Below are 23,746 nucleotides of genomic sequence, written 5' to 3' on the forward strand. Positions count from 1 at the left end.
GCTCTAAGAAGGCTACTCTTATCGCCTGTGTTTCCGATAGCCGTGGCTTTTTAAGCTTGGGTGATTAGGCTATCGCATCGTAATTGAATTGGTTTATTGTTGTTGAATATCGATTTTTCAGCATTTTGAAGCGAATTTCAACTCAATTGAACTAAAATCAAACACCAAAATCTCGCTTCAAAGCTACTTTTGTCTTGGGTCCAAAACAATGTTGGACGAATTATTCACTTGTTTCTTTCAAAAGTTAGCGCACTATTTTTCGCAGGAAACAAGGACACCAATTATAAACGACAGGCTATGAATTCAACTTGATAAGAGTATCCATTGGACATTCTGGCATTGCTGGGTTGATTCCAGAAGCACGTAGAATATGAAAAACTAACCAAATCATTTATTAATAAATTATGTTAAAACATTATTATAACCGATATTCAAAAAAGGGCATTTTATTGAACAGCCTTTTTCTGATAGCCATGTCCAGTTACGGGCAGAGTGCAAATGTGAAAGGGGTTATTAAAGATACCTCGGGAAAGGGAATTGCAGGTGTTACCATTCGTGTAAAAGGCGGTGCGGAAACTGTGCAAACGAATGGGCAGGGGAATTTTTCAATTCAGGCATCTCCAGGTAGCACCTTGATCATCACATCCGTTGGCTTTAAAGAGAAGCAAATCACGATAGGGCAGCAGGCCAATCTGGACGTTGCACTGGTACCTGCAGAAAATGTGCTGGAAGAGCTTGTGGTGGTGGGTTATGGTAGTCAGAAACGATCGGATATAACCGGTTCGGTCGCTTCAGTTCCTAAAGACCGTCTATCAAAGATTCCTGTGAACAATGTCATGCAGGCCATTCAGGGTGCGGTGTCTAATGTGACGGTATCCCAGGCATCATCCATTCCTGGTGATGCGCCCTCGGTGCAGGTAAGAGGAAGAAATTCGCTTAGTGCAACAACGGAGCCTTTTATTGTTGTGGATGGAATTCCATTGACAAAAACAGATGGCTCTATTAATGACATCAATCCCAATGATATTGAATCTGTCGAAATCCTGAAAGATCCTTCCGCTGTGGCTATTTATGGTGTAAATGGTTCGAACGGTGTGATATTGATTACCACAAAGAGAGGAACAACCGGTAAACCGTCCATTCGTTACAGTGGCTATGGTGGGGTAGAGCATGTAGCGCATATCCTCGAACCTGTTTCTGGCGAGGAACTGTTAAAGCGTTATGCGGAATATGCCCGTATCACCAACACGAGTTTGTACAATGGCGGTCCGGTGCGCAATCAATACGAATATGACAATTATAAAAATGGCGTAACGACGGATTGGCTGGATGCGGTGATGCAGACTGGCGTCATACAAAACCACAACGTCAGTTTATCGGGCGGTAGTGAAAATGCCAAATATTTTGTGTCGGGCGATTATTTAAATGAAAAAGGAGTTTTGTTGGGTTACAATTACAAACGTTACTCTTTTCGGACAAATACCGATTTTAAGGCCACCAAATACCTTTCGGTGGGTACGTCCTCCTTTATCGTTGCACACAATAGAGATGGCGGCCGGGCTAATTTGTTGCAGGCTGCGGCAATGAGTCCCTACGCGAGAATGTATAATGAGGATGGCTCTTTAACACAATACCCGATGTACTCTGAGCAACTGTGGTCCAATCCTTTGTTGCCAACAACCTTAGATCCACAGCGCCGGCAATTCAACATTAGCCTGAATGGCTATGCCGATTTAAATTTTGGTGAATTGTACAAGCCATTAGCAGGGTTGAAATATAAGTTGAATGCAGGGTATTCCTTTGTGCCGGTTAGAAACAATGAATACGAAGGTGAGTCGGTGTATAATTTTGCTGGTCTTGGACGTATAACCAATAATGAAACACAGACTTATACCTTAGAAAATATATTGACCTATACCAAGAACTTTGGTAAGCACCATATTGACTTCACTGGACTATATGCGGCAAAAAGCAAATATTGGCAACAGGCAATTGCAACAGGCGAGGTATTTCCCAATGATGCACTTGGTTGGGGAAATCTGGGTGCGGCGTCAACACAGAAGGTTTCTTCGATTGCAGATTTATACCGTACAATTTCGCAAATGGGTCGTTTAAATTATGCGTACGATAGTCGTTATATGCTGACCTTGACCGTTCGCCGGGATGGCGCATCCGTTTTTGGCAGAAACAACAAGTATGGTGCTTTCCCATCGGCAGCAGTAGCGTGGAATTTGCATAACGAATCCTTTATGCAAAATGCCAAACAGATTGTCAGTAATTTAAAATGGCGTATTTCTTATGGTCTTTCTGGAAATGAAGCGATCCCTGTTTATCGCACCCAATTTTTAATGGATTCAAGTCCAATGGCAATGAATGGCTTGTCAAATACGGCCTTAACGATCCGAACCTTGATGGGGAATTATGATCTGCAATGGGAAAAAACAAAGGGGTTCAATACAGGTGTTGACTTTGGATTATTCAATAATCGGGTCTCAGGTAGTATTGATATGTACAAATCCAGTACCTATGATCTACTTCTTGAACAACGTCTACCCAAGCTAACTGGTTTTGCTTCAGTATATTCGAATATTGGTAAAATTGAGAATAAAGGCATCGACCTGACATTAAACACTAAAAATATCGTAAAAGATCAATTTAACTGGTCGAGTACATTGGTTTTTTCCCGTAATAAAAATAAGATCACAGAAGTATATGGCAACGGGAAAGACGACTTGGGCAATAGGTGGTTTATTGGACAGCCCATAGGAGTCATCTATGATTATACGAAAGTGGGGATCTGGCAGGCGGATGAGATTGCATCTGGAGCGAACAAGGCATGGGATGATGCTGCGCAAGCGGGCGACCTTAAATTGGCAGATCTAAATGCCGATGGAAAGATTGATGACGGTGATCGATCTGTTCTTGGGCAGACAGCACCGAAATGGACTGCAGGTTTAACCAATACGTTCACTTATAAAGCATTCACCTTAAATGTTTTTATCAATACTGTACAAGGAGCATTGCGTAATAATCCGCAAATTGGCGCCGCCTCGGACGAGATGGGACGTCGAAGCACGCCTGCGGCCCTTGGATATTGGACGCCGGAAAACAAAAGTAATGAATGGCGTTCGCTGGGGAATCACTCCAATGTTCATGGATATGGATTCCCTTCTAATGCCAGTTTCACCCGTTTGAAAGATGTAACTTTAAGTTATACAATGCCACAACCACTTGTCGAAAAAATTGGTGTTCAGGGGCTGACAGTATATGCGAGCGGTCGAAATCTGTATACCTGGACCAATTGGCTAGGCTGGGATCCGGAGGCTCGCGATATTACAAGGGGATCCACGAATGATGCAATTAACTATCCAATGGTGAGGACGTATGTTTTAGGCATTAACCTTAGTTTTTAATGCTTAGACATTTATTTTTCAAAAATCAATTACATACACATGAAAAAGACGATTAACAATTATACCACCTTATTTTCCATATTGGCTTTGTTATCCGTAGGGGCCGGCTCTTGTGGTAAAGGCTATTTGGACGAGAAACCCTATTCTAATTACGATGCAACGAATGTTGATCCGACGACAGTGGAGAACAGGTTGCTGGGCTTACATTATAACTTTGCCCAGCTTTGGGGCTACAGTGGCAGGCAAGGATTTCTTTCCTGTTGGCAGATCGGGACAGATATTACGAGTGCTGGATCGACAGAGGGCGTTGAGAATCCTTTTTACCAATATGCCGATCTCAATTCAGAAAATGGCGGCGTAAGTTTCTTGTGGGAAAAATGCTATGCATTTATTAATAATGCCAACCTCATCATTGATGGAGTAGGCGATAGCAATCCGAAGGCCGCTGCAGAAGCACGATTTTTTCGCGCATACGCCTATAATATGCTGGTTACATTGTGGGGAGATGTACCTCTGTTGACCAGCTCAATTAAAGTGCCTTCATTTAACTATACACGAACCGCTGTTGCTGAAATCGACAAGGTTATCGCCGATGATTTGAATTATGCCGTTAAAGAGCTCCCTGATCTTGCTACAGCGAGCACACCTAGCCGAATCAATAAAGATATCGCGAGACAGCTTGCTGCAGAAGCTTTTTTACGTATTGGTATGCGCGACGCAAGCTATTTTGCACAAGCTGAAACGATGGCAACCGCTATTATCAATGGTGGTAACTATAAGTTGATTGAGGCACGTTATGGAAAATACCTGGCCGAAGGTGGTGATTACTTTAGGGATATGTTTCGTCAGGGAAATATGCGACGCAGGCAGGGAAATACCGAGGCCATCTGGACTTTTGAGTTGGAGTATAATCGTGAAGTTAATGGCGGCACGACCGATAGTCCACAACAACGCAGGGTATGGCAGCCGGCTTACCATAAATGGGATGGTATGGTCAATGCTGATTCGCTGGGTGGTAGAGGAAATGGCCGTTTACGGTTGAGTAATTTTATGAAATATACGGTATGGAAAGGGCTGAAAGGCGATATCCGCAATAGCAATTTTAATATACGGAGGACAACCAATTATAATCGTCCAAATTTTACTGCAGAAATTGGTGTTGATGCGGATGGTTATCGGGTTGCAAAAGGTGCAGGAACTAAAAACATCGTCATCAAAACCGGAGATAAGGTCGTTCCTTTCCGTACCGATAGTTTGGAAGTCTGGTATCCATTTCCAACCAAATGGGGTGGTTATGATCCACTCGATGATTTTGGTTATGCGCTGGTGAAAGACTGGCCAGTCATGAGATTTGGGGAAACCTATTTGCTGCGCGCGGAAGCTCGTTTGCGTCAGGGAAATGCAGGAGGTGCCGCAGAGGATATCAATAAGCTGCGTGATCGCTCATTTAAAGCAGCACGTGCGGAGTCTGGTAATAATCAGTTAGGCAAAGTGGCCTCAAGTGATTTAACGGTGGATTTTATCTTAGATGAACGCGCCAGAGAACTGATTTCAGAAGAGAACCGTCGGATGACTTTAGTTCGAACCAATAAACTGAAAGAGCGGATTTTACGCAATGGGGATGCAGGACCTGCAAATAAGATCACAACTGGTTTTCAGGATTATAATGCTTTATTACCTATCCCCTTAAGTGAAATACAGCTGAATAATAAAGACGGTGACAACCTGAAACAAAATATGGGCTATAAATAGTATTTTTTTGCGGATTAAACGTTTATTGTGGGGGGTGAAAGACCCTATTTGCAGGCAATGGGCTGATTCTCGAATCAGCTCATTGCCTTTTTTTAGGATTAATGCTATTTTCGTATAAACAAAAAAGATATGAGTATAGCGTTAATCCTCAATCGAAGCAGGGCTGAGGAATGGAAGGTCGAAATCAATACGTATTTGCCAGAAGTGAAAGTGGAGATCTTCCCTGATATTGAAAATTATAGCGAGGTTGAATTTGCTCTTTGCTGGAAGCCTGAGGGGGATTATTATACTTATTTTCCCAATCTAAAAGTTATACAGTCTGGGGGTGCCGGAATAGATCACCTATTCCCCCAAAATATTCCATCTCATCTCCATATTTGTCGGATTATTGATCCCATGTTGAAAAGCGATATGTTTGAGCATGTTTTGACCTGTGTAATGCATTCGATGAAGAACTTTTCGACGTATATAGATGAAAAAGAAAATAAACATTGGCGTCCCTTGTTGTATAAATCAATTGGAGAAACGAATATAACGGTATTAGGATTAGGTGAGATCGGGGGGTATGTGGCTGAGCAGTTGTTTCGGTTGGGTTTCCAGGTGAAAGGGTGGTCAAACTCTACAAAGAATTTTCCCGGAGTAACGTCGCTTACAGGAGCGGCAGGACTGGGTTTGGCGGTAGAAAATGCGGATTTTCTCGTCAATATTTTACCATTAACCGATGCTACTTACGGTATTTTGGATCGTAATCTTTTTAATTTGTGCGCCAAAGGAACTGTCCTTATAAATGTTGGCCGAGGTGACCATCTCGTGGAAAATGATTTGTTGCATGCAATTGCCGAGAAAAACATTGCTGAAGCTTATCTTGATGTATTTCATCAAGAGCCATTGCCGCAAGATCATCCGTTTTGGGACTGCCCCGCTATTATTATAACTCCGCATGTTGCGAGTAGAACAAATATAGGCTCGTCCGTCTTACAGGTGGTGGATAATTATTGCAGAATGGCTGATGGGCGACCTTTGCTCAATGAAGTTTCTTTGGAAAAAGGGTATTAGAAATTTGAGCTTTAAGCAATTTCTGCGATAGCAAGCTTGGTCGAGATTTGGTGGAATACATTGGCGATCTGATTTCTGATGATTTAATGCAAATGGATTTTATTTTTTAATCTCTGATAGGTTATTCTCGGCGATCCAGTATGAGCAGATACCATCACCTTTAGCCTTAACCGAATTTACGGAGGATTTTGAAAAGCGGATAGATCGGTACGCGTTTGATCAGAAATTCAATGACTTTTACGACTATACTCATCCCGTACGAAGTGGGTGCGTCCCCGCTATCCCAAAAGCAGATCCAACCATCGTTTAAAGAACTATTTGCCGAAAATAGAGTTGAAGCGCTTTATGAACTCAATAGTTTGAAAAATGATCAACATGTAGTTGAAGCAATTAGTAAGGGTGAAATAAAGGTAAAAAAGTTCGATTATGATGGTAAGAAATATAAAGTCTCAGATGCAATCGTATTACTCCAAAATATTACGCGTGACATCAGTGGTTGCAGATTATCATCAGGAGATTCACTATTACTTTCAACGGCTCGCGGATGTTCAGGAAAGCGCTCAGAATTTGATGAAAAATATGAGGACCTCGTTGCGGTGTAATGCTCCGCTTGAAGACTGGAAGTTTTTGAAGAAAACCTACACTTTCCTTCAAAAGTGTAGGTTGGGTCAACGCACTTTTGGCCTATAGATTCTGCGAATCCGCAGAGGGTCCATAACTCGCTGGTAAAGGAATATCGTTGAGCCTATAATACACGCCTAATTGTGCCCTGTGATGTGTAATCTGATTTAATGCGTGACGAATTGCCTCATATTTGCTCCAACTTGCCAATACATGGCCGTCATTTTTAATTGCCCAGCTTTCACTCAAGTCTTCCTCTTGCGCTTTTTCTAAGGCATTTATCCCAGCTTCATATGCTTCGTCCAATTTTTTTAAAAGATCTTCCGATGTCGATAGGCTTGTAGGGGCGTAAGGAACTTTGGCAAAATCAAGTTCTGAGGTTTTTAAAACTGTACTAGGCCATTCAAAAACCTCGACTATGTGCGTTGCTAAACGCATCATTTTCATACTTTTCTGATGTGGTGCATACTCATTCTTTCCAACCGGAAAAAGTGCGATAAAGTTTCTTGTAATTTGATACTCATTCGCTAACTCTGCTTTTAATTGTTGTAACGTATCCATTTTTTTATTATGATTTTAAATTTGATCCTACTTCCCACTGGGTTATGAACAAAGATAACTCCAATGAGTGACAAGAGTGTGTCAGCATAATCGCAGCCCCCGTTCGGGCGCTGTTGATTTTTCTTCAGACACTAAAGTTGCAGCTTCGATTAAAGAGCGGTTGATGTTGTATTTTTTCTTCATTTATGGAATAATGATATTCTCCGCATCCCTGCACAAAAGTTGAAGTACTGAATGAAAGAATCTAGTGCTTGGCTTTAGGTAATTTTATTTATTTTTAAAAGAATTTAGCCAGTATTTATACATGAAATGGAAATCAATTGTAGTATGCTTTTTAGCTGTGTTGTATGCTTCTGTACTTTGTGGACAATCGAGCTTATTCGATAGTCCACGCGGTTCTTCTGACTACTATATTTATAAGCTAAGCCCTGAGATTTTAAAAAAGATTCATTTGGATGGAATAAAATTCGATGAAGCTATGCTCAGCAATTTTGTTGTAAAATATAAGGTTGGAGACCCAAATCCGGTGTTACCACCTGGTAACTATGTACAGGTCCGCGCTAATGGAGCAGATCTCATGTATCGGGAGTTGATCAGCGATAACCCGTATGTCAAAATTATTCCTGCGAAAGCTTTTGCGATTTGTCTATACGATTCTTTGGGAACGATTATAGAAGACGCGCAAGTAAAAGTGAACGGACGTCGCATGTCACTCGATAAGAAGTTCCATTATTATAAAGCTGCCAACGCAAATAGTGACGATATCGTCAGTATTGAACATAAGGGTGTCTATCATTATCTGACTGTAGAACGGGGCTGGCCCCATAAAGATAAGGTGTCATTATGGAAAAAAATCAGCAACAGCTGGCTCAGAACTCGGTTTAAAATTCAGCGGATTTTTCATAAAAAAGAAACTGGTGGTACAGAAAGTTTTATGGTTTTTAATAAACCGATGTATAAACCAAATGAGCAAGTTAAATTTAAAGCGTATCTCGAGAAAACAAAATGGAAACCCAATCGCGATTCTATTGTCGTACGTCTATCGGGAGGATATGGTTATGCGAAGGATACCGTTTTGGCGCGCCTAGCGCCTTATCGTCCGGGCATGTATAACTTTGCATTTGATTTGAAGGGACTAGGCCTTATTCTGGATAGAAATTATTGGATTTCTTTGGAATCTCCAAAAACCAAACTAGTCTTGCATCGACAGCATTTCCGATACGAAGACTATGAACTAAAAAGCCTAAGTTTTACGATGACTTCTGAGAAGGCAGATTATGCCAAAGGAGACAGCGTGCGGCTGAAACTAAAAGCATTAAATGAAAATGAAATGCCCATATACGATGGGAAAGTCGATTTACAGGTGGTGGCTAGTCCGGTTTTGATGCATGATTTAAAAGCCAATAAGGTCAATTTTATTCCAGATACCTTATGGCAAACAAGTGTTTCGCTTGCAGATGTGGCAGAAAAGGAGATTGTATTACCGGATTCAATTTTTCCGCCTGACATTGGCATTTCCTTTCGCGTTATTGGTACTTATTTAAGTTCGGATAATGAAAGAATAGAGCGAAGCCTTGATCTCAATAGACTTAACCGCGAAAAGGAAATCCGTATTATTGTCAAAGATGGACATGCAGCGCTGAACTATGTTGAAAAGGGCATTGAGCAGCCAGCGTCTGCTGAGCTCAAGATATTAGGAGAACATGATGAAGTGCTGAAGGCTGAAAATGTAAGTTTACCTAATCTGGTTTCAATACCTTGGCAGGCCAAAGAAATTGTTGTTAAGTCGAATGGTTGTAGTAAAAGTGTTGATCTGGAGGACCAGCAGCAGGTACAACTGAATTACAAATTTTACCGCACTGCGGACTCGGTGCTATTGCATGTCGATAACCCGGCTAGGATTCCATTTTGGTATCAAGTTCATCGTGGTGGTCGTATGATTGCTGCGGGCTATGAAACCGAATTGAATCGTGCATTTTTAGCCGGTGGAAAAGAGGGGTATAGCCTGGAGATCACTTACCTTTTTGGAGGAAGATCTAAAGTTATTCGCGAGGAATTGCCCTATGTGGAGAAAAATTTGAATTTGGAAGTTAACACGGCTACCACAGTATATCCAGGACAGAAGGCTATGTTCGAACTTTCTGTTACGGATAAGGAGGGTAAACCCTTGAAAGATGTCGATATTACAGCCTATGGTTTTACCTCAAAGTTTAAGTCAGCCGCTGCGCCAACGATTACTGTCGGTGGTCTGATGCGCAGGGCGGAGATCAAGCAAAATCTTCATGTTAGTTTGGATGATGATGAAAAAGTTTATCAGGGAGCGCTGCAAGATTGGGTGAAATGGTCTAAAGTAATGCAGTTGGATACAATTCCCTTTTATCAATTCTTATATCCAGAGGTCTATTTTCAGGAGTCTCGTCCACTCGATGTTGTTAAGAGTCAGGTATCCCCTTACATCGTGGTAAACGGTGCTGTACAAGGGATTCATCTGGTTTGGATAGACGGTGTACTGCACTATGCGAAGCAAGATCAGCAAAATAATCCTACTATTTTTGAGGTTACTCCAGGGCAGCATGATTTTAGGTTTAGAACCAAGGATCGTGACATTCGGGTAGAGGGGTATTACGTGGAAAAGGGGAAAAAGGTGATTGTGTCCTTTAATGCTTCACGAGATACGATTGGTTTTGATTACCCCGACAAAACATGGAGAAAAGGCCATATTTCGGTTCTTCGATTGCCAAAAGAGCAACAGAGTAAGCTTTTCGATAAAGAAGTGGCCGAATTGAAGCGACAGTTGATCACCGTGACCAACAATTTTGGAGCCTGGCAATTACCCAATAGTAATGTGCTGATCGAGCGACCAGCATATATCCAAACAGCTGGAGATCTCTATTACCTCAATCCGGTACAGCGAACCGTTTACAATAATCGGTTGCGGACACAGGTCCCCGTTCCGCTGATGGCGGGGCCATTTCCAAGAACAGAAATGTACAATGGTGTGTCCAAAATAGGTACGCTTATGGTGGATACATCGAAAATTGGCCGGTTTGAAATCGAGGGCGGCTATCAATATAGCATCTATTAAAACTATCAAAAGCAAAAAAGCTGGGATGGTAATCTTATCCGGCTGGATCTGTATGATTATAAACCAAGTTTAGATTTTCGGGAGAAAGTATGGTCGGTGGAGGATATCAAGGCAAATGTCGAGCAGCGTTTTAGGGAGACGATGCAAAACAGTACTGGACTTGCACAGTTTGCTACGGTGAAAAGAGAACGTGAAGATGCTGGTTTTAAACTTAATTTAATGTTGGGCAATGATGCTTCACAAAAAAGCATTCGACCTACATTGATCTTTATCGAGCCGACGAATGTCGAAGAGCGGATGTACTTTAGGCTCTTTTACGGTGGACATCGAACGTTTGAAGATCTTCCGGTCGGCGAGGTTGCTTTGCATATTGTAAAGGATGATTCAACTTCCTTTAGTTTGCCAGTCGAGCTCAAAGCCCATGGAATGAATTATTTGAAACTAGACGCTATCCAATGGACTAAGACATCCCAAGCAGCTCGGTTAGCTTACAAACTTGTACGCGATGAAATTATTGTACGTACCGTGGAGAATCCATTGCGGGATGCTATCCAGACTGGACAAGAAAACGATCTGTAGGGCTTAAAAATCGACCGGGAAGGCTTTAGCGCGAAAAGAAAGAATAATAAGGTCGCCAGGATCTTAGTTTATGATGGTGATACGCCATTAATTGGGGCTAAAGTGAGTGATCGGGATACGAAAAAGCAATACTTTACCAGTTTTGACGGTAGTTTGGAACTTGAGCTCTCCGATGACAAAAATACTGTACTTGAGATTGTTGCTTTAGGATACACTGCATCTACGATTAAAGTCTCCAGTGGCAAAGATTATTTCGTGGAGTTAAAGCCAAGCGAAAATCAATTGGATGAAGTGGTCGTTATGGGATATGGCGTTCAAAAAAGGCAATCGTTGCGTGCGGCAGCGAAATCGATTGATGTCCGGATGGACGGCGTGACTACAGCTATGTTACAGGGCGCGGTAGCGGGAATTCGAATTCGTGGAGCTGCGAGCCCTTCCCCTAGCGATAAGCCGTTAATTTTGGTAGATGGGGTTCCTTTTGAGGGTGATATATCAAGCATTGATCCTGCTAGCATTGCTTCATTTAATGTGATTAAAGACCAATCCATGCTTGCCTTGTATGGTGCTCGTGCTGCCAATGGTGTGGTGATGGTTCAGCTGAAAGCTGGAACTGCCGCATTATCGAAGGGCGTGGCGGATATGCCCTATTTGGAATCTGGAAATACGATGCGTGTGAACTTTAGTGATGATGCATTCTGGCAGCCAAAGCTCACTACCGATGTCCAGGGAAAAGCCAATTTTGAAGCGACCTATCCGGATGATATCACCAATTGGCGGACATTCTTTATAGCGAAGGGAGCGAAAAATTTTGCAGACAGCAAAGAATTAAGTATAAAATCGTTTAAGGCTGTTTCAGCACATTTGGCGACTCCGCGATTTGCCATCAGAGGTGATCAGTTTACAGCCATGGGGCGGGTTGTTAATTATCTTAGCGACAGCCTACAGCTCTTGCGTACCATCAATAATGGGCTAAAAACACAGGAGGCAAGGTTGAAAATTGCGAAGTCCTATCGGGATCCTATACCGGTTATTGCCGATAAGGGGGACAGCGTCCAACTTGCTTATTCGATCGGATTGTCCAACGGATATTTTGATGGTGAAAAGCGTAGCATTCCGATTTTTGAAAAGGGGCTTGAACAACATGAAGGAGATTTTAAAGTGCTCAATGGTACGGCAGAGTATGTGCTGAAAACTTCACCGTCGCTTGGTGAAGTAACCTTCCATGCTGAAGCAAATTCACTGGAATTTTTACAACGGGAAATCGAATTCATTGATCGTTACAAATTTCTCTGCAATGAGCAGATGGCTTCCAAATTAAGTGCATTACTTTCGAAAAAGGAGCTAGCTAAATTAATCCGTAAACCTTTTACTGAGGATAAGAAAATAAAGGAGCTCCTGAAGGAGCTACAGAAAAACAAAAATTCCAATCAGGGCTGGGGCTGGTGGAACAAGAGTGAAACTGTGACTTGGATCAGCAACTATGTGGTCGGGGTACTGTTGGATGCCCGCGAAGCAGGATACCAGGTTGAAATTGATACGGAGATCTATGCAGAACGTGAAAAGACCCTATTGAAAAGCAGCTTGGCTTCGCTGGATCTTCTAGTGGATAAAAATAAGCTTCACGGGGCCAAAGAGAATTTGTTTAGCTCCTTGATATATCTGCTCCGGTTGGATCCTAAAACAGATTACAAAAGCTATTTCTTCGAAATTGATACTAAACTGAAAAGTAAAACCATTAAGGACAAACTGTTGAAATATCTATTGATCTCAAAACTGGGGCTTAAGGATTCACATGCGGCAGATACAGTGCTTAAATATTCCTCAAAGGCTATCTTAGGGGGACTATATTGGACTTCTGGAGCTACAACGAATCAGAAAGGGGGATTTTTTATGCGACCTACGGAAACCAATACCGAGAATACGCTGTTGGCTTATGGTGTCTTAAAATCAATTGGTGGTCATGATTCGGATTTAGAAAATATCCGTAATTACTTTTTTGCGCAGCGGCAGCAAAATCAATGGTATAATATCTACGAATCTTCCCGTATCATACGAAGCATTCTGCCTGATTTGCTAAAGGCGGGAGAAACTTTTCAACCACCAGTAATGATTGTCAATGGCAAACGTATCACGACATTTCCATATACGCAAAGCTTTAAGTCGGATGAAGAGATTAAAGTCAGGAAAGAAGGGACGGGTCCGGCTTTTGTGACAGCCTACCAAAATTTCTGGAATCCAGATCCTGCCGTAGAAAAGGAAAAGGGCCTCGCTGTGGCAACACGATTTAAGGACAATGGTGCTACGGTAGCGGCGCTCAAGGAAGGGAAGCCTGTAAAACTTGAAGCAAGCGTAACATTAACTGGTGAAGCGGAGTATGTGCAGATTGAAGTTCCGATACCGGCGGGATGTTCTTATGAAACCAAAACCAATGGATACTATCGAATCGAGGCGCATAGAGAGCATTTCAAGGATCGTGTTGTTATTTTCTGCAATAAATTAGGTAAAGGTACGCATACCTTTGAGATCGAGCTTTTACCTCGGTATAGCGGAACTTATACAGTTAACCCCGCGAAGGCTGAATTGATGTATTTCCCGATGTACTATGGGAACGAGAAAATGAAAGAAGTGGTAGTGGAATAAAGATATGACTTAGAAAAAAGGGGACCTACCACACGGTAAGTCCCCAACATATAAAAACAAAAATTAAAAAGTGTACTATCGATAGTCCCATCCGCCACCTAGGGATCTGTATATCGCTACGCTTGCTTTGAGTTGGTTGACCTTTTTTTCCACGAGCTCGAATTTAGATTCCAGCGCATCACGTTGGGTTAGTAGAACCTCCATATAGTCTGCGCGCGCATATTTAAAGAGGTCGTTGGAGATACCAATAGACTCATTTAATGCGTTGACCTCCTTGGTCTTGATCTGTAGGCCACTCTCCAGATTTTTAATTTTGGAGAGCTGATTAGCAACTTCGATGTAGGCAGCCAGAATCGTCTGCTCATAATGGTAAACAGCCTGAACCTGCCGCGCATTTGCGCTGTAATAAGCGGCTTTAATTGCCCGTTTGTTGATTAAAGGGGCCGTGAGTTCACCAACGAGGGAAGAAAGAAAAGATTCTGGTTTAATGAGATAAGTCGGATCAAAGGCTTGAAATCCAACTCCAGCAGCGATGTCCAAAGAAGGATAGAACCGCGCTTTGGCAGATTTAATATCCAGTTTGGATGCAGCAAGTTCAAACTCCGCCTGCTTGATATCTGGCCTGTTCTCCAATAGGTCAGCGGGAACACCTGCATAAACAGTTTGCGGAACGAGTTGGTCGAATGCGCCTTGATCTCTTTGAACTGGCTGAGGAAACCTTCCGACGAGATAATTTATTCTATTCTCGGTCTCGGTGATCTTCTGTTTGATGTCATACTGCATACCTTGTGTCTTCAAGATCTGTGCTTCAAATCTTTTGACAGCAAGCTTATTGGATCGTGCATTTTTCTTCAAGTCATTGACGACAGCCAGGGCATCGTTTTGAATCTTAACATTCTCATTAATAACTAGGAGTTCATTGTCCAGTGCAAGAAGTTCATAGTAGGAATCTGCAATTTCAGCGATCAGATGAGTGACCATAAAATTTTTGCCTTCCACACTTGCAAAATACCGCTGTAACTGAGCTTTCGTTGCATTATGGAGTTTACCCCAGATATCTGTTTCCCATTGTGCCTGTACACCAACTCCAAAATCAAATAGTGGTTCAGGCATTTCGCGGCCGGGTTCGATTTCTGTATTCTTTTCCATCGCTCCAATATTCGTATACCGACTTACTTTGTCGACGCCTGCACCAACTTTTACACCAACAGAAGGCAGATATTCACCTTTTTTGGCACTTACTTCGTTTTGGGCAATTTGAATTTCCTTAAGTATAATATGTAGCTCTTGGTTGTTTGCCAATGCCTGGCTGATAAGTCCTTGTAGATTGGGGTCCTTAAAATAGTTTTTCCATTTAATTTTTCCAATATTCAAGGTGTCGCTGTCAGCATTCCCATATGTTTCAGGGACGTTTTTATTTTCGGTACGTTGTTTGATTTCGAGTGGTTTGCATGCCCCAAGACTAAGCAAGAAAAGCGCGAAACCTGTATAGTGATATAATTTATTCTTATTCATAATGTATCATGTCTTCGCTTAATGGTGAATCGTCTTCGGCTTGAATCATTTTTCTTCCGTCAGCCAATTTTGCAAAAATATAGTAGAGTCCAGGGATAACGATAACGCCAAAGATTGTTCCGACGAGCATACCCCCAAGTGCGGATGCACCTATGGTATGGTTACCTATGGCACCGGCACCGCTGGCAAAGACTAGTGGAACAAGTCCAGCGATAAAGGCAAAGGAGGTCATGAGAATAGGTCTAAAACGTGCTCGTGATCCCTCAATTGCTGCCTCTAATATGCTGTCGCCGGCTTGTCGCCTTTTCACGGCAAATTCTACGATAAGCACCGCATTTTTACCTAACAAACCAATAATCATGATCAGCCCGACCTGTGCATAGATGTCATTTTCAAGTCCCATAGCTTTTAAGAGGAAGAAGGAACCAAATACACCGACAGGTAGTGACAAGAGAACCGCAAATGGAATGATGAAGCTTTCATACTGCGCGGCAAGTACAAGATAAACGAAAACTAAGACGACTAGAAAGACATAAATAGCTTCGTTTCCACGTTGCGCCTCATCGTAGGAGAGACCTTCCCAAGCCACTTTGTAGCCGTGCGGTAATGTCTGAACTGCGGTTTCGTTGATTGCCTGAATAGCATCGGCCGTTGTATATCCATTGGCCGGAAGTCCACGGATGGCGGCAGAATTGTACATATTGTAACGTGTGATCTCATTTGGCCCCTGTGTTTTTTTTAAGGTCATAAAGGCCGAATAGGGAACCATCTGATCATGATCGTTTTTGACGTAAAGGTTCATGATATCAGAAGGTAATCTTCTGAATTCTGGCGAAGATTGTACATATACTTTGAAAAATTGACCAAAACGGATAAACCCCTGTTCATATGTACTACCGATAAGGATATTGAGGTTATCCATGGCTTTACCTATAGAGACGCCCTTCTGCATAGCCGCATTATTGTCAAAAACCAATTCGTATTGTGGGTAGTTGGCAGCGAAAAAGGTAAAGACTCCAGTAAGTTCCTTACGTTTCTTGAGATTAGCGATAAATGCTTTATTCACTTTATCGAAATCTTGGTAATCCGTAGTCCGATTGAGGTCGAGCAGGCGCATGGAGAAACCTCCTGAAGAACCGAAACCCGGAACTGCCGGAGGTTCGAAGAACTCTACTGTGGCGCCTAAATTTTTTGATTTTTCTTCCAGTTCTTCCATGATCTCCTTAACAGAGTGTTCACGTTCACCCCAGGTTTTGAGGTTGATAAGACAGGTTCCGGCATTCGATCCTCGTCCTTCCGTCATGATCTCATATCCTGCTAGTGATGAAACGGATTCTACACCATCTACGCCTTGACAGATCTTTTGGAGTTCTCTGGAAAGCTTGTTGGTCTGTTCCAGTGTTGATCCTGGAGGCGTTTGGATAATGGCGTAAATCGTACCTTGATCTTCACTTGGTATGAAACCTCCCGGAAGCGTTTTGTTAATGACGAAAATACCGACACAGAAAGCGATTAAGATACCCCATGTAATCACTCTTCGGCTGGCAATTTTACGAAGTAAGGAGGCATACTTGCCCGTTATTTTATCAAAAGTACGGTTAAAAAGGTCGAGCGATTTAGTGAATACGTTTGATTTTTTTGGTTTACCATGGTTATTTTTCAGGAGCATCGCAGCCAGCACAGGAGTGAGTGTTAACGCTACGACTGCCGATATTACGATGGAACTTGCCATAGTAATTGAAAACTGTCGATAAAATGTTCCGACAGGACCTGTCATAAACGAAATAGGAATAAAAACCGCTACCATAACAGCTGTAATGGCGATAATAGCACCCGCGATTTCAGCCATAACCTCCTTTACGGCCTTATATGGGGAGATCGAACTTTCTTCCATTTTGGCATGTACTGCTTCGATGACTACAATGGCATTGTCTACGACAATCCCGATGGCGAGGACTAAAGCGAATAGGGTGACCAAGTTGATCGACATACCGAACCATTGAATGACGAAGAATGTACCTATGAGTGAAACGGGTACAGCGATGATCGGAATTAAAGTCGAACGCCAGTCGCCAAGGAAAATAAAAACCACGATGGCAACTAAAATAAAAGCATCCCGCAGTGTATGCATCACCTGTTCGATAGAAGCATCCAAGAATTGGGATACGTCATAGCTGATTTTATAGTCTATACCCGGCGGAAAGTTTCCTTTCATTTCAGCAAGTTTGGCTTTTACATCTTTGATTACGTCATTGGCATTGCTGCCATAATTTTGTTTCAATACAATCGATGCCGACGGATGCCCGTCCAAATTGGAATAGATATCAAAAAATTCACTTCCCAGTTCGACTTTAGCCACGTCTTTTAACTTGATGTTTTCTCCGTCGCCATTCGCACGAACAATAATATTTTCGTATTCTTCAGGTGTATTGTATTGCCCTTTGTAAGTCAGCACATATTCGAGTGATTGCGCGGCGATCCCTGAACTTTGTCCCAGTCGGCCGGGGCGGCCGATGATGCTTTGTTCTCCTATTGCTTTCATCACTTCATCAACCGACAAGCTATAGGCGCGCATGCGATCAGGATTTAACCAGACGCGCATAGCATATCTTCGGCTACCGAGAATTTGCGATTTGGCGATGCCGTGGATGCGATTGATTTCCGGAATAATATTTACCGTTGCATAATTGTATAGGAACTTTTCGTCCATACTTTTATTGGTACTGTAAAGATTCACGTACATCAGCATACTGGGCTGAATTGGATTAACGACCACCCCTTCCTTTTGGACAAGTTCGGGCAAAAGTGGCATTACCTGATCCACCCGGGTTTTTACCAATACGACGGCATCGTTGGGGTCTGTGCCGGGGTCAAATACGACGTTTACGGTCGCTTCACCCGCACTGGTTGCATCGGTGGCGATATAGCGCATTCCTTGCACCCCGTTGATGGCATTCTCAAGAGTAATCAGTGAGGATTTTACAAGTACATCCGCGCTTGCACCAGGGTAGGCTATGGATACCGCAACAGTGGTCGGTGCGATTTTCGGAAATTGTTCGGTAGGAAGTTGCTTGATAGCCAGACCTCCAATAAATAGGATGACAACCGATATGACAATAGCAAATACCGGTCGATGTATTACTTTTTTAAACATGATGCTGCTTTTTTAATTACTCTGCATATAAATCTAAGTTTGACATGACTTTCTCCGGAGTCTGATATTTGGATTCAATAGTCTGGTTTTCTTGTACCATTCGAAGTCCATTCAGCAGAATCTTTTCGTCCTTGCCCAATCCGGAAGAAACAACATAGATATGCGGTAGTTCGGCAGCAACTTTTATTTCTCTAGCTTTTACTTTATTATCTTTTGTAATAACATATACATATTTTTTTTCAAGCTCCTCGAATGTCGCTTTTTGGGGGATCATAAGCGCATTGTTATAGGGCGATGTAATGACAATATTCCCCGTCTCGCCATAACGTAATAAGCCCTTTGGATTAGGAAAAGTCGCTCGGTAGGCAATATTTCCGGTTTCATTATTGAAGTCTGATTCGATGGTCTCGACAATCCCCTCATGACCGAATTCTTTTCCATTGGCCATGTTTAATCGTACATGCAGCGGGCTATTGTCTTTTTTTTCGTCCATTTGATTGAGGTATTCCACTTCGGGGACATTAAAATAAACCCACATCTTACTATTGTCGGACAATTCTGTGATCAACTCGCCCTCATCGACAAGACTTCCTTTACGGACATGAAGCTTACCCACGATTCCTGAGAATGGCGCTACGATGTCCGTAAATTTGAGATGCGTATTCATAGCGGCTAACTCAGCTTTGGCTTTTTCATATTTTGCTTTTGCCATTTCAGTTTCTTGCGGCGCTACAATATCTTTTTCAGATAGATTTTTGGTATTCTGATATTCGATTTCAGCATATTTTACCTCGGCTTTGGCGCGATTGACATCGGACTCATAAAGGTTGGGCATGATTTTAAAGAGGGGTTGTCCCTTTTGTACAAATTGACCCTCGTCGACAAATATCGATTGAATGTAACCTTTCTCCTGCGCGCGGAGTTCAATATGGTTAATGGAACGGATTTGAGCCACATATTCTTTATGAACGATGGTGTCTTTGACTAAAGGGGTGGTAACGTTGAAAACTGCAGCTTCTTTTTTCTCTTTTTTTTCTGACTGGCAGCTTGTCGATAGAATAATAAGGCACAGGCTTGTATACATGAAGGTTCTCATGAACATGATGATAGTTTTTAATTATTTTCGAAAAATTGAACAATAGTGTGACATGCTTTCAGGTGATTTTGAAAGCTATTTTTATGTTTTTTAAGAAAGTATTAAAAAATCACAGCCTGAATACACTGTAATGGATATATAGTGCGTTTTTGCGGAGAATAAAAGGTGTTGTATTTGCAAGCGAAACCGCGGTGAGCGTATTGTGAAATTGAGGGAGGAAATCGTTTAATATATTGCCAAAACTGTCTCCTGTGAGTGCGAATAAATTTGGGCTATTGGAATCGTTTCCTGTGTCGTCGTTTTCATTTTCATTTTCTGAAAAGTAAGCTCTTAATTTTTCGTGCCGATGACGTTTAGTTTTGCGAATGACTTTGGTTCCAAAACCTCCGCTTTCTACCTGATGACTGTGTTGATTGGCAGCATGCAGATGGAAGGCAGGTGAATATTTTGGTGTGGAAATAGCATACCAGCCAAAACTGATAAGTATTGCGTAAAATACGCTGAACACATATTGATGGAATTTTTCTTGCATCGCCGGAAGCAAATGTAATTAAACTTTAAAAATGATACAAGTGATTTTGGTATGCAAATTTTAAAGTTTAAGCGAATTGTTACAAAGTGTTTAAATCGTATGCTAACTGGTTTAAAACGCCTTATTTTCGAAACAGCTCATTTGATGATTTATTAAAAATCTGATGTCCTTTTATATGATCTTAATCCTTTCGATTTGAATTAATGTATTCGTATTTTTGACTAGTTTTTATCACCTGTTGGCTAAGATAACAACATGGTGCGCCTTTGGCTAATGCTGATGACGGACAACGTTTTGTAAATCCCATTCAGAGGCATGTGGGTAAAATGAAGGATAATGTAGGACATAAAGTTTAATTCAAATGTTTAGACACCAAGGAAGAGGAAGGAATTACATCCACAATTTGAAGTTAGCCTCTATTTTATCCTGTGTTGCAGGGTTGGTTAATATTACAGGAGTTCTTTCACTTAACACGTTGACCACAAATGTCACAGGGCACTTTGCTTTTTTTTCTGAGCAATTGATTTTGACGAATTATAAAATGGCCTTGATTTATCTATGGTATATCGGCTTCTTCTTATTAGGGGCTTCCGTTTCAGGTTTTATTGTTGAATTGGCCGCAAAAAAGAAATCCCATAATGCCTATATCATCCCAATTTGTATAGAATCCATTATTTTGATTTCTGCAGGACTTCTCCCAGTTTTCATCCAAATAGAACCATCGTTTATAACGGTCATTTCATTCGCCCTGCTTTTTGCGATGGGACTTCAAAATGCCTTGGTAACGAAAGTCTCCAAGTCCGTTGTCAGAACGACACATTTGACCGGATTGTTTACTGATTTGGGCATCGAAATTTCACAGCTGTTTTTTTATAAAGAAGCTGGTGAACGAGTGAAACTACACAGAAGTATTTTTCTTAAACTAATGATTATTTCAGGTTTTTTTATTGGAGGGATAGTCGGAGGTTTTATGTTTCAATTTTTTAAACTGCAAACATTATTACTACCAGCAGTAATGCTTTTGTTTGCTTTGTGGTACGATCATATACTGCTTCAGTTTTATCATCTCAAACGAAGTCTAAGGCACGATGAATAGCTTCGATTAATCGAAGTTTGCTGCAATCCGGTCATTATCTTTTGAGCCATTGGTGTTTTGGCAGTATCTTTGTGTCTCGTCGTTAAACGATATTGAGTTTTACTGTGAACGATATGAAAATAACACTAACGACCCTTCCATTTTTACTATTTAGTTTCCTCTTTTTGGTTGGATGCAACAATAACCAACCGATCAGAATGATTGATAAAGATGGAAATACGCATTTATTGACAAGGGAAGGTGATCGAAAAAGTGAATTAGGACTAGAGCGCATTATTGCACGTGGTAACGACACCGTAATCACAATTGATGGTACAGGTCGTAAAATGATCTGGACAGCTTCCGATGTAACTAATATAGACACAACAAAGATTCAATACTATCTCAAAAAGAGAAATGGAAACAGTGTCCATATTTATACGCCGGTCGATGTCAATCAAAATTTTATACATGCGGAGGATAGTCAAAATGTTCTGTCAGATCCTTATGATGATAAAGAAGAGAAAAAATCGCTACTATAGCTTTTTATGTAAACAGCTTAATTTGATTAAAAAGAAATCCTAGTATACATGCTAGGATTTCTTTTTAGGGACTTTGGCGCCTTCCTTCCGGGCTTCGGATAAGCCAATAGCAACAGCCTGTTTTTTGGAGGTCACTTTTTTTCCACTGCCGGATTTCAATTTTCCTTCCTTCATTTCATGCATCGTCTTTTCAACTTTTTCGGATGCTTTTTCTGAATATTTTGCCATAAGAGTGTTTTATTTAATAGTCATTTAACACTTATTGCAAAAAGAACAGCAGTTTAAGTCGAATCGTTTGGATATTTTTAATCCTACTCATTCAATTCATTTCCCGCTTTAATCACGGCTTTGTTTGCCGCTTTAATTTTCTCAAGATCCATTTTTTGTATTTTACGGTCGTAAGTCAATAGTCCATTGACTTCGTGTTCGACATCGGTCGTTTGCGTATAAATTGCGACGCTAAGACCTTTGTATCGGAGCAATTGCTCGATATTATCCATGAGGAATATATAGCGGTCTGTAAGGGCACCTATCGTGGGCTCGTAGGCATAGGCATTATTTTCGACAGGCCACATATGACCACGGACAAATAGACCTACACCGCCAAATTCACCAAGCGAGGCTGCTCTTTTCTCGTCGGGTTGGGAAGCACCTTGAGGACCAACGTATATATGCGTATCAACAAAATCACCATTTCCAGGGTCGCCATAGGCTTTTTGATAGGACGGATTGTTATTAAATCCCGAGTTCCCGTTTACTAATCGAGAAGGGTCGTATTGTTTGGTCCACGCTGTAATATTGCGTACATCGAAGGCACCCCAATTCTCGTTAAACGGAACCCAGGCGATGATGGATGGCGAATTGTAGTGGTCGTCAATGATGGCTTTGTATTCATCACGGAAAGCTTTTCGATAAATCGTTGTATCTTCTTCCGGATACCAGAGGCAGGGCATATCCTGCCACACGAGCAGCCCCATTTTATCTGCCCAGTAATAGAACCGCTGAGGCTCAGTTTTCATATGCTTACGTATGAGATTATACCCAGCTTTTTTTGTGAATTCGATATCATATTTGAGGGCCTCTTCGGTAGGAGCTGTTAAAATTCCGTCAGGCCAGTATCCTTGATCTAGCAAACCAAGCTGCATAACAAATTTGTTATTCAATAAAGGCCTTACAATTCCGTTTACCTGACCAAGTTTAATATCACGCATGCCAAAATAGCTCTTAACTTCATCGACAATTTCTCCATTCTTGCCGTGGATACTTAATTTTAAATCATATAAAAAGGGCGAGTCAGGAGACCAAAGTTGAGGATTATCTATCGGAATACTAGACGGAATACCGGCTTGTAGTACCGTTTTTGAGATTTCTTTCCCGCCTACCGAAACGATGGCTGTAACTTTTGACTTTTGGGAAGTATTGACCTGTAGTTTTAGCTGACTTTCGGCTACTTTAGGCAACAATTTGATCCCCTGTATATGGCATTTATTTACTGGTTCAATCCATACCGTTTGCCATATTCCAGAGGAAAAAGTATAGTCACCGCGAGGTCCATTTTTGCCCGAAGGGTATTTACCGTCATTCTTATCGTGGGCAGTTACGACAATATTATTGGTGCCAGGCTTTAGAAACTCAGTGATATTGATCCAAAAGGAATCGTAACCACCTGAATGATTACCTGCCTTTTTTCCATTTACAAATACGGTCGCATCGTGATCCACTGCACCAAAGTGAAGGATAATATCTTTCTCTTTCCAATGTTTAGGTAGTTCGAAATTCCTGTGGTACCAAAGGTTGATTTCTTGCTTGCGCTGTATTCCCGATAAATAGGATTCTGGGCAATAGGGGACAAGAATACTTTCCTGACTCTTATCAAAAGAAATCGGCATCACAGGGTTCAGCGCATTTGGAGCATCCTTACCTCCGATATAATCCCATTTACCATTTAGACATAGCCAGTCGTTCCTTTCCATTTGAGGACGGGGATATTCGGAAAGTGGAATCTGTGTTTTCTGGGCTGTTTCGGTCCATGGGGTAGAAAGCTGGGGATATTGTGCCAAAGCATTCATCCAATTGAAAAACGATAGTACTAGCGCAAAAATTGAGGTTTGGGTTTTTATCATGG

At 41.6% G+C, this 23,746-nt stretch carries 16 protein-coding genes; 9 read left to right on the forward strand and 7 right to left on the reverse strand.

What is annotated here, in order from left to right:
- Positions 1 to 404: 404 nt before the first annotated feature.
- The 4 genes from B3E00_RS13575 (at position 405) to B3E00_RS13590 (ending at position 6,823) form a co-directional block, all read left to right on the forward strand.
- Positions 405 to 3,413, forward strand: a complete 3,009-nt coding sequence (locus B3E00_RS13575) for a SusC/RagA family TonB-linked outer membrane protein (protein ID WP_293938850.1) — start codon at positions 405 to 407, stop codon at positions 3,411 to 3,413.
- A 39-nt stretch (positions 3,414 to 3,452) separates the two neighbouring features.
- Positions 3,453 to 5,165 carry a RagB/SusD family nutrient uptake outer membrane protein gene (locus tag B3E00_RS13580; RefSeq protein ID WP_293938852.1) on the forward strand — a complete coding sequence of 571 codons (1,713 nt, stop codon included), beginning with the start codon at positions 3,453 to 3,455 and terminating at the stop codon, positions 5,163 to 5,165.
- 129 nt (positions 5,166 to 5,294) lie between these two features.
- Positions 5,295 to 6,221 carry a 2-hydroxyacid dehydrogenase gene (locus B3E00_RS13585; protein ID WP_293938853.1) on the forward strand — a complete coding sequence of 309 codons (927 nt, stop codon included), beginning with the start codon at positions 5,295 to 5,297 and terminating at the stop codon, positions 6,219 to 6,221.
- 230 nt (positions 6,222 to 6,451) lie between these two features.
- Positions 6,452 to 6,823, forward strand: coding sequence for a hypothetical protein (locus tag B3E00_RS13590; protein ID WP_293938855.1), 372 nt, complete (start codon positions 6,452 to 6,454; stop codon positions 6,821 to 6,823).
- An 82-nt stretch (positions 6,824 to 6,905) separates the two neighbouring features.
- Here B3E00_RS13590 and B3E00_RS13595 read toward each other — a convergent pair whose 3' ends face one another.
- Positions 6,906 to 7,403 (reverse strand): DinB family protein, encoded by a 498-nt coding sequence (locus tag B3E00_RS13595; RefSeq protein WP_209577969.1) that lies wholly within the window; start codon positions 7,401 to 7,403, stop codon positions 6,906 to 6,908.
- 304 nt (positions 7,404 to 7,707) lie between these two features.
- Here B3E00_RS13595 and B3E00_RS13600 point away from each other — a divergent pair, with 304 nt between their 5' ends.
- From B3E00_RS13600 to B3E00_RS13610, 3 genes are all read left to right on the forward strand, one after another.
- Entirely contained in the window at positions 7,708 to 10,488 is a 2,781-nt protein-coding gene (locus tag B3E00_RS13600) for a hypothetical protein (protein WP_293938857.1), read from the forward strand.
- 96 nt (positions 10,489 to 10,584) lie between these two features.
- Positions 10,585 to 11,067 carry a hypothetical protein gene (locus B3E00_RS13605; protein ID WP_293938859.1) on the forward strand — a complete coding sequence of 161 codons (483 nt, stop codon included), beginning with the start codon at positions 10,585 to 10,587 and terminating at the stop codon, positions 11,065 to 11,067.
- A gap of 60 nt (positions 11,068 to 11,127) precedes the next feature.
- A complete protein-coding gene (locus tag B3E00_RS13610; RefSeq protein ID WP_293938975.1) occupies positions 11,128 to 13,707 on the forward strand; it encodes an alpha-2-macroglobulin family protein in 2,580 nt (859 codons plus the stop codon).
- Between the two features lie 75 nt (positions 13,708 to 13,782).
- Here the strand turns inward: B3E00_RS13610 and B3E00_RS13615 are convergent, their stop codons facing one another.
- The 4 genes from B3E00_RS13615 to B3E00_RS13630 form a co-directional block, all read right to left on the reverse strand.
- Positions 13,783 to 15,222: a TolC family protein gene (locus B3E00_RS13615; RefSeq protein WP_293938861.1), complete on the reverse strand. Its 1,440-nt coding sequence runs from the start codon at positions 15,220 to 15,222 to the stop codon at positions 13,783 to 13,785.
- A complete protein-coding gene (locus tag B3E00_RS13620) occupies positions 15,215 to 18,376 on the reverse strand; it encodes an efflux RND transporter permease subunit (protein WP_293938863.1) in 3,162 nt (1,053 codons plus the stop codon). The genes B3E00_RS13615 and B3E00_RS13620 overlap by 8 nt, the downstream gene beginning before the upstream one ends.
- 16 nt (positions 18,377 to 18,392) lie before the next feature.
- The gene (locus B3E00_RS13625) at positions 18,393 to 19,478 is read right to left on the reverse strand and encodes an efflux RND transporter periplasmic adaptor subunit (RefSeq protein ID WP_293884798.1); all 1,086 of its coding nucleotides are present in this window, start codon (positions 19,476 to 19,478) and stop codon (positions 18,393 to 18,395) included.
- 103 nt (positions 19,479 to 19,581) lie between these two features.
- A complete protein-coding gene (locus tag B3E00_RS13630) occupies positions 19,582 to 20,004 on the reverse strand; it encodes a hypothetical protein (protein WP_293938865.1) in 423 nt (140 codons plus the stop codon).
- A gap of 361 nt (positions 20,005 to 20,365) precedes the next feature.
- Here B3E00_RS13630 and B3E00_RS13635 point away from each other — a divergent pair, with 361 nt between their 5' ends.
- Entirely contained in the window at positions 20,366 to 21,100 is a 735-nt protein-coding gene (locus B3E00_RS13635; RefSeq protein ID WP_293889502.1) for a YoaK family protein, read from the forward strand.
- Between the two features lie 113 nt (positions 21,101 to 21,213).
- The gene (locus tag B3E00_RS13640) at positions 21,214 to 21,621 is read left to right on the forward strand and encodes a hypothetical protein (RefSeq protein WP_293884801.1); all 408 of its coding nucleotides are present in this window, start codon (positions 21,214 to 21,216) and stop codon (positions 21,619 to 21,621) included.
- Between the two features lie 51 nt (positions 21,622 to 21,672).
- Here the strand turns inward: B3E00_RS13640 and B3E00_RS13645 are convergent, their stop codons facing one another.
- Together B3E00_RS13645 and B3E00_RS13650 are read right to left on the reverse strand one after the other, a co-directional pair.
- On the reverse strand, positions 21,673 to 21,849 hold the full coding sequence (locus B3E00_RS13645; protein WP_209577976.1) for a DUF6496 domain-containing protein: 177 nt from the start codon (positions 21,847 to 21,849) through the stop codon (positions 21,673 to 21,675).
- Positions 21,850 to 21,932: 83 nt separating this feature from the next.
- Complete coding sequence (locus tag B3E00_RS13650) at positions 21,933 to 23,744, reverse strand: glycoside hydrolase family 2 protein (protein WP_293938867.1); 1,812 nt, start codon at positions 23,742 to 23,744, stop codon at positions 21,933 to 21,935.
- Positions 23,745 to 23,746: the final 2 nt, after the last annotated feature.

The organism is Sphingobacterium sp. UBA5996 (assembly GCF_002429765.1).
GTDB lineage: Bacteria > Bacteroidota > Bacteroidia > Sphingobacteriales > Sphingobacteriaceae > Sphingobacterium.

Excerpts from the sequence above, each read along its gene's own strand:
- B3E00_RS13575 (WP_293938850.1), top strand. The coding sequence starts at position 405 with ATGTTAAAACATTATTATAACCGATATTCAAAAAAGGGCATTTTATTG.
- B3E00_RS13580 (WP_293938852.1), top strand. The coding sequence starts at position 3,453 with ATGAAAAAGACGATTAACAATTATACCACCTTATTTTCCATATTGGCT.
- B3E00_RS13585 (WP_293938853.1), top strand. The coding sequence starts at position 5,295 with ATGAGTATAGCGTTAATCCTCAATCGAAGCAGGGCTGAGGAATGGAAG.
- B3E00_RS13590 (WP_293938855.1), top strand. The coding sequence starts at position 6,452 with ATGACTTTTACGACTATACTCATCCCGTACGAAGTGGGTGCGTCCCCG.
- B3E00_RS13595 (WP_209577969.1), bottom strand. The coding sequence starts at position 7,403 with ATGGATACGTTACAACAATTAAAAGCAGAGTTAGCGAATGAGTATCAA.
- B3E00_RS13600 (WP_293938857.1), top strand. The coding sequence starts at position 7,708 with ATGAAATGGAAATCAATTGTAGTATGCTTTTTAGCTGTGTTGTATGCT.
- B3E00_RS13615 (WP_293938861.1), bottom strand. The coding sequence starts at position 15,222 with ATGAATAAGAATAAATTATATCACTATACAGGTTTCGCGCTTTTCTTG.
- B3E00_RS13620 (WP_293938863.1), bottom strand. The coding sequence starts at position 18,376 with ATGTTTAAAAAAGTAATACATCGACCGGTATTTGCTATTGTCATATCG.
- B3E00_RS13625 (WP_293884798.1), bottom strand. The coding sequence starts at position 19,478 with ATGTTCATGAGAACCTTCATGTATACAAGCCTGTGCCTTATTATTCTA.
- B3E00_RS13630 (WP_293938865.1), bottom strand. The coding sequence starts at position 20,004 with ATGCAAGAAAAATTCCATCAATATGTGTTCAGCGTATTTTACGCAATA.
- B3E00_RS13635 (WP_293889502.1), top strand. The coding sequence starts at position 20,366 with ATGTTTAGACACCAAGGAAGAGGAAGGAATTACATCCACAATTTGAAG.
- B3E00_RS13640 (WP_293884801.1), top strand. The coding sequence starts at position 21,214 with ATGAAAATAACACTAACGACCCTTCCATTTTTACTATTTAGTTTCCTC.
- B3E00_RS13645 (WP_209577976.1), bottom strand. The coding sequence starts at position 21,849 with ATGGCAAAATATTCAGAAAAAGCATCCGAAAAAGTTGAAAAGACGATG.
- B3E00_RS13650 (WP_293938867.1), bottom strand. The coding sequence starts at position 23,744 with ATGATAAAAACCCAAACCTCAATTTTTGCGCTAGTACTATCGTTTTTC.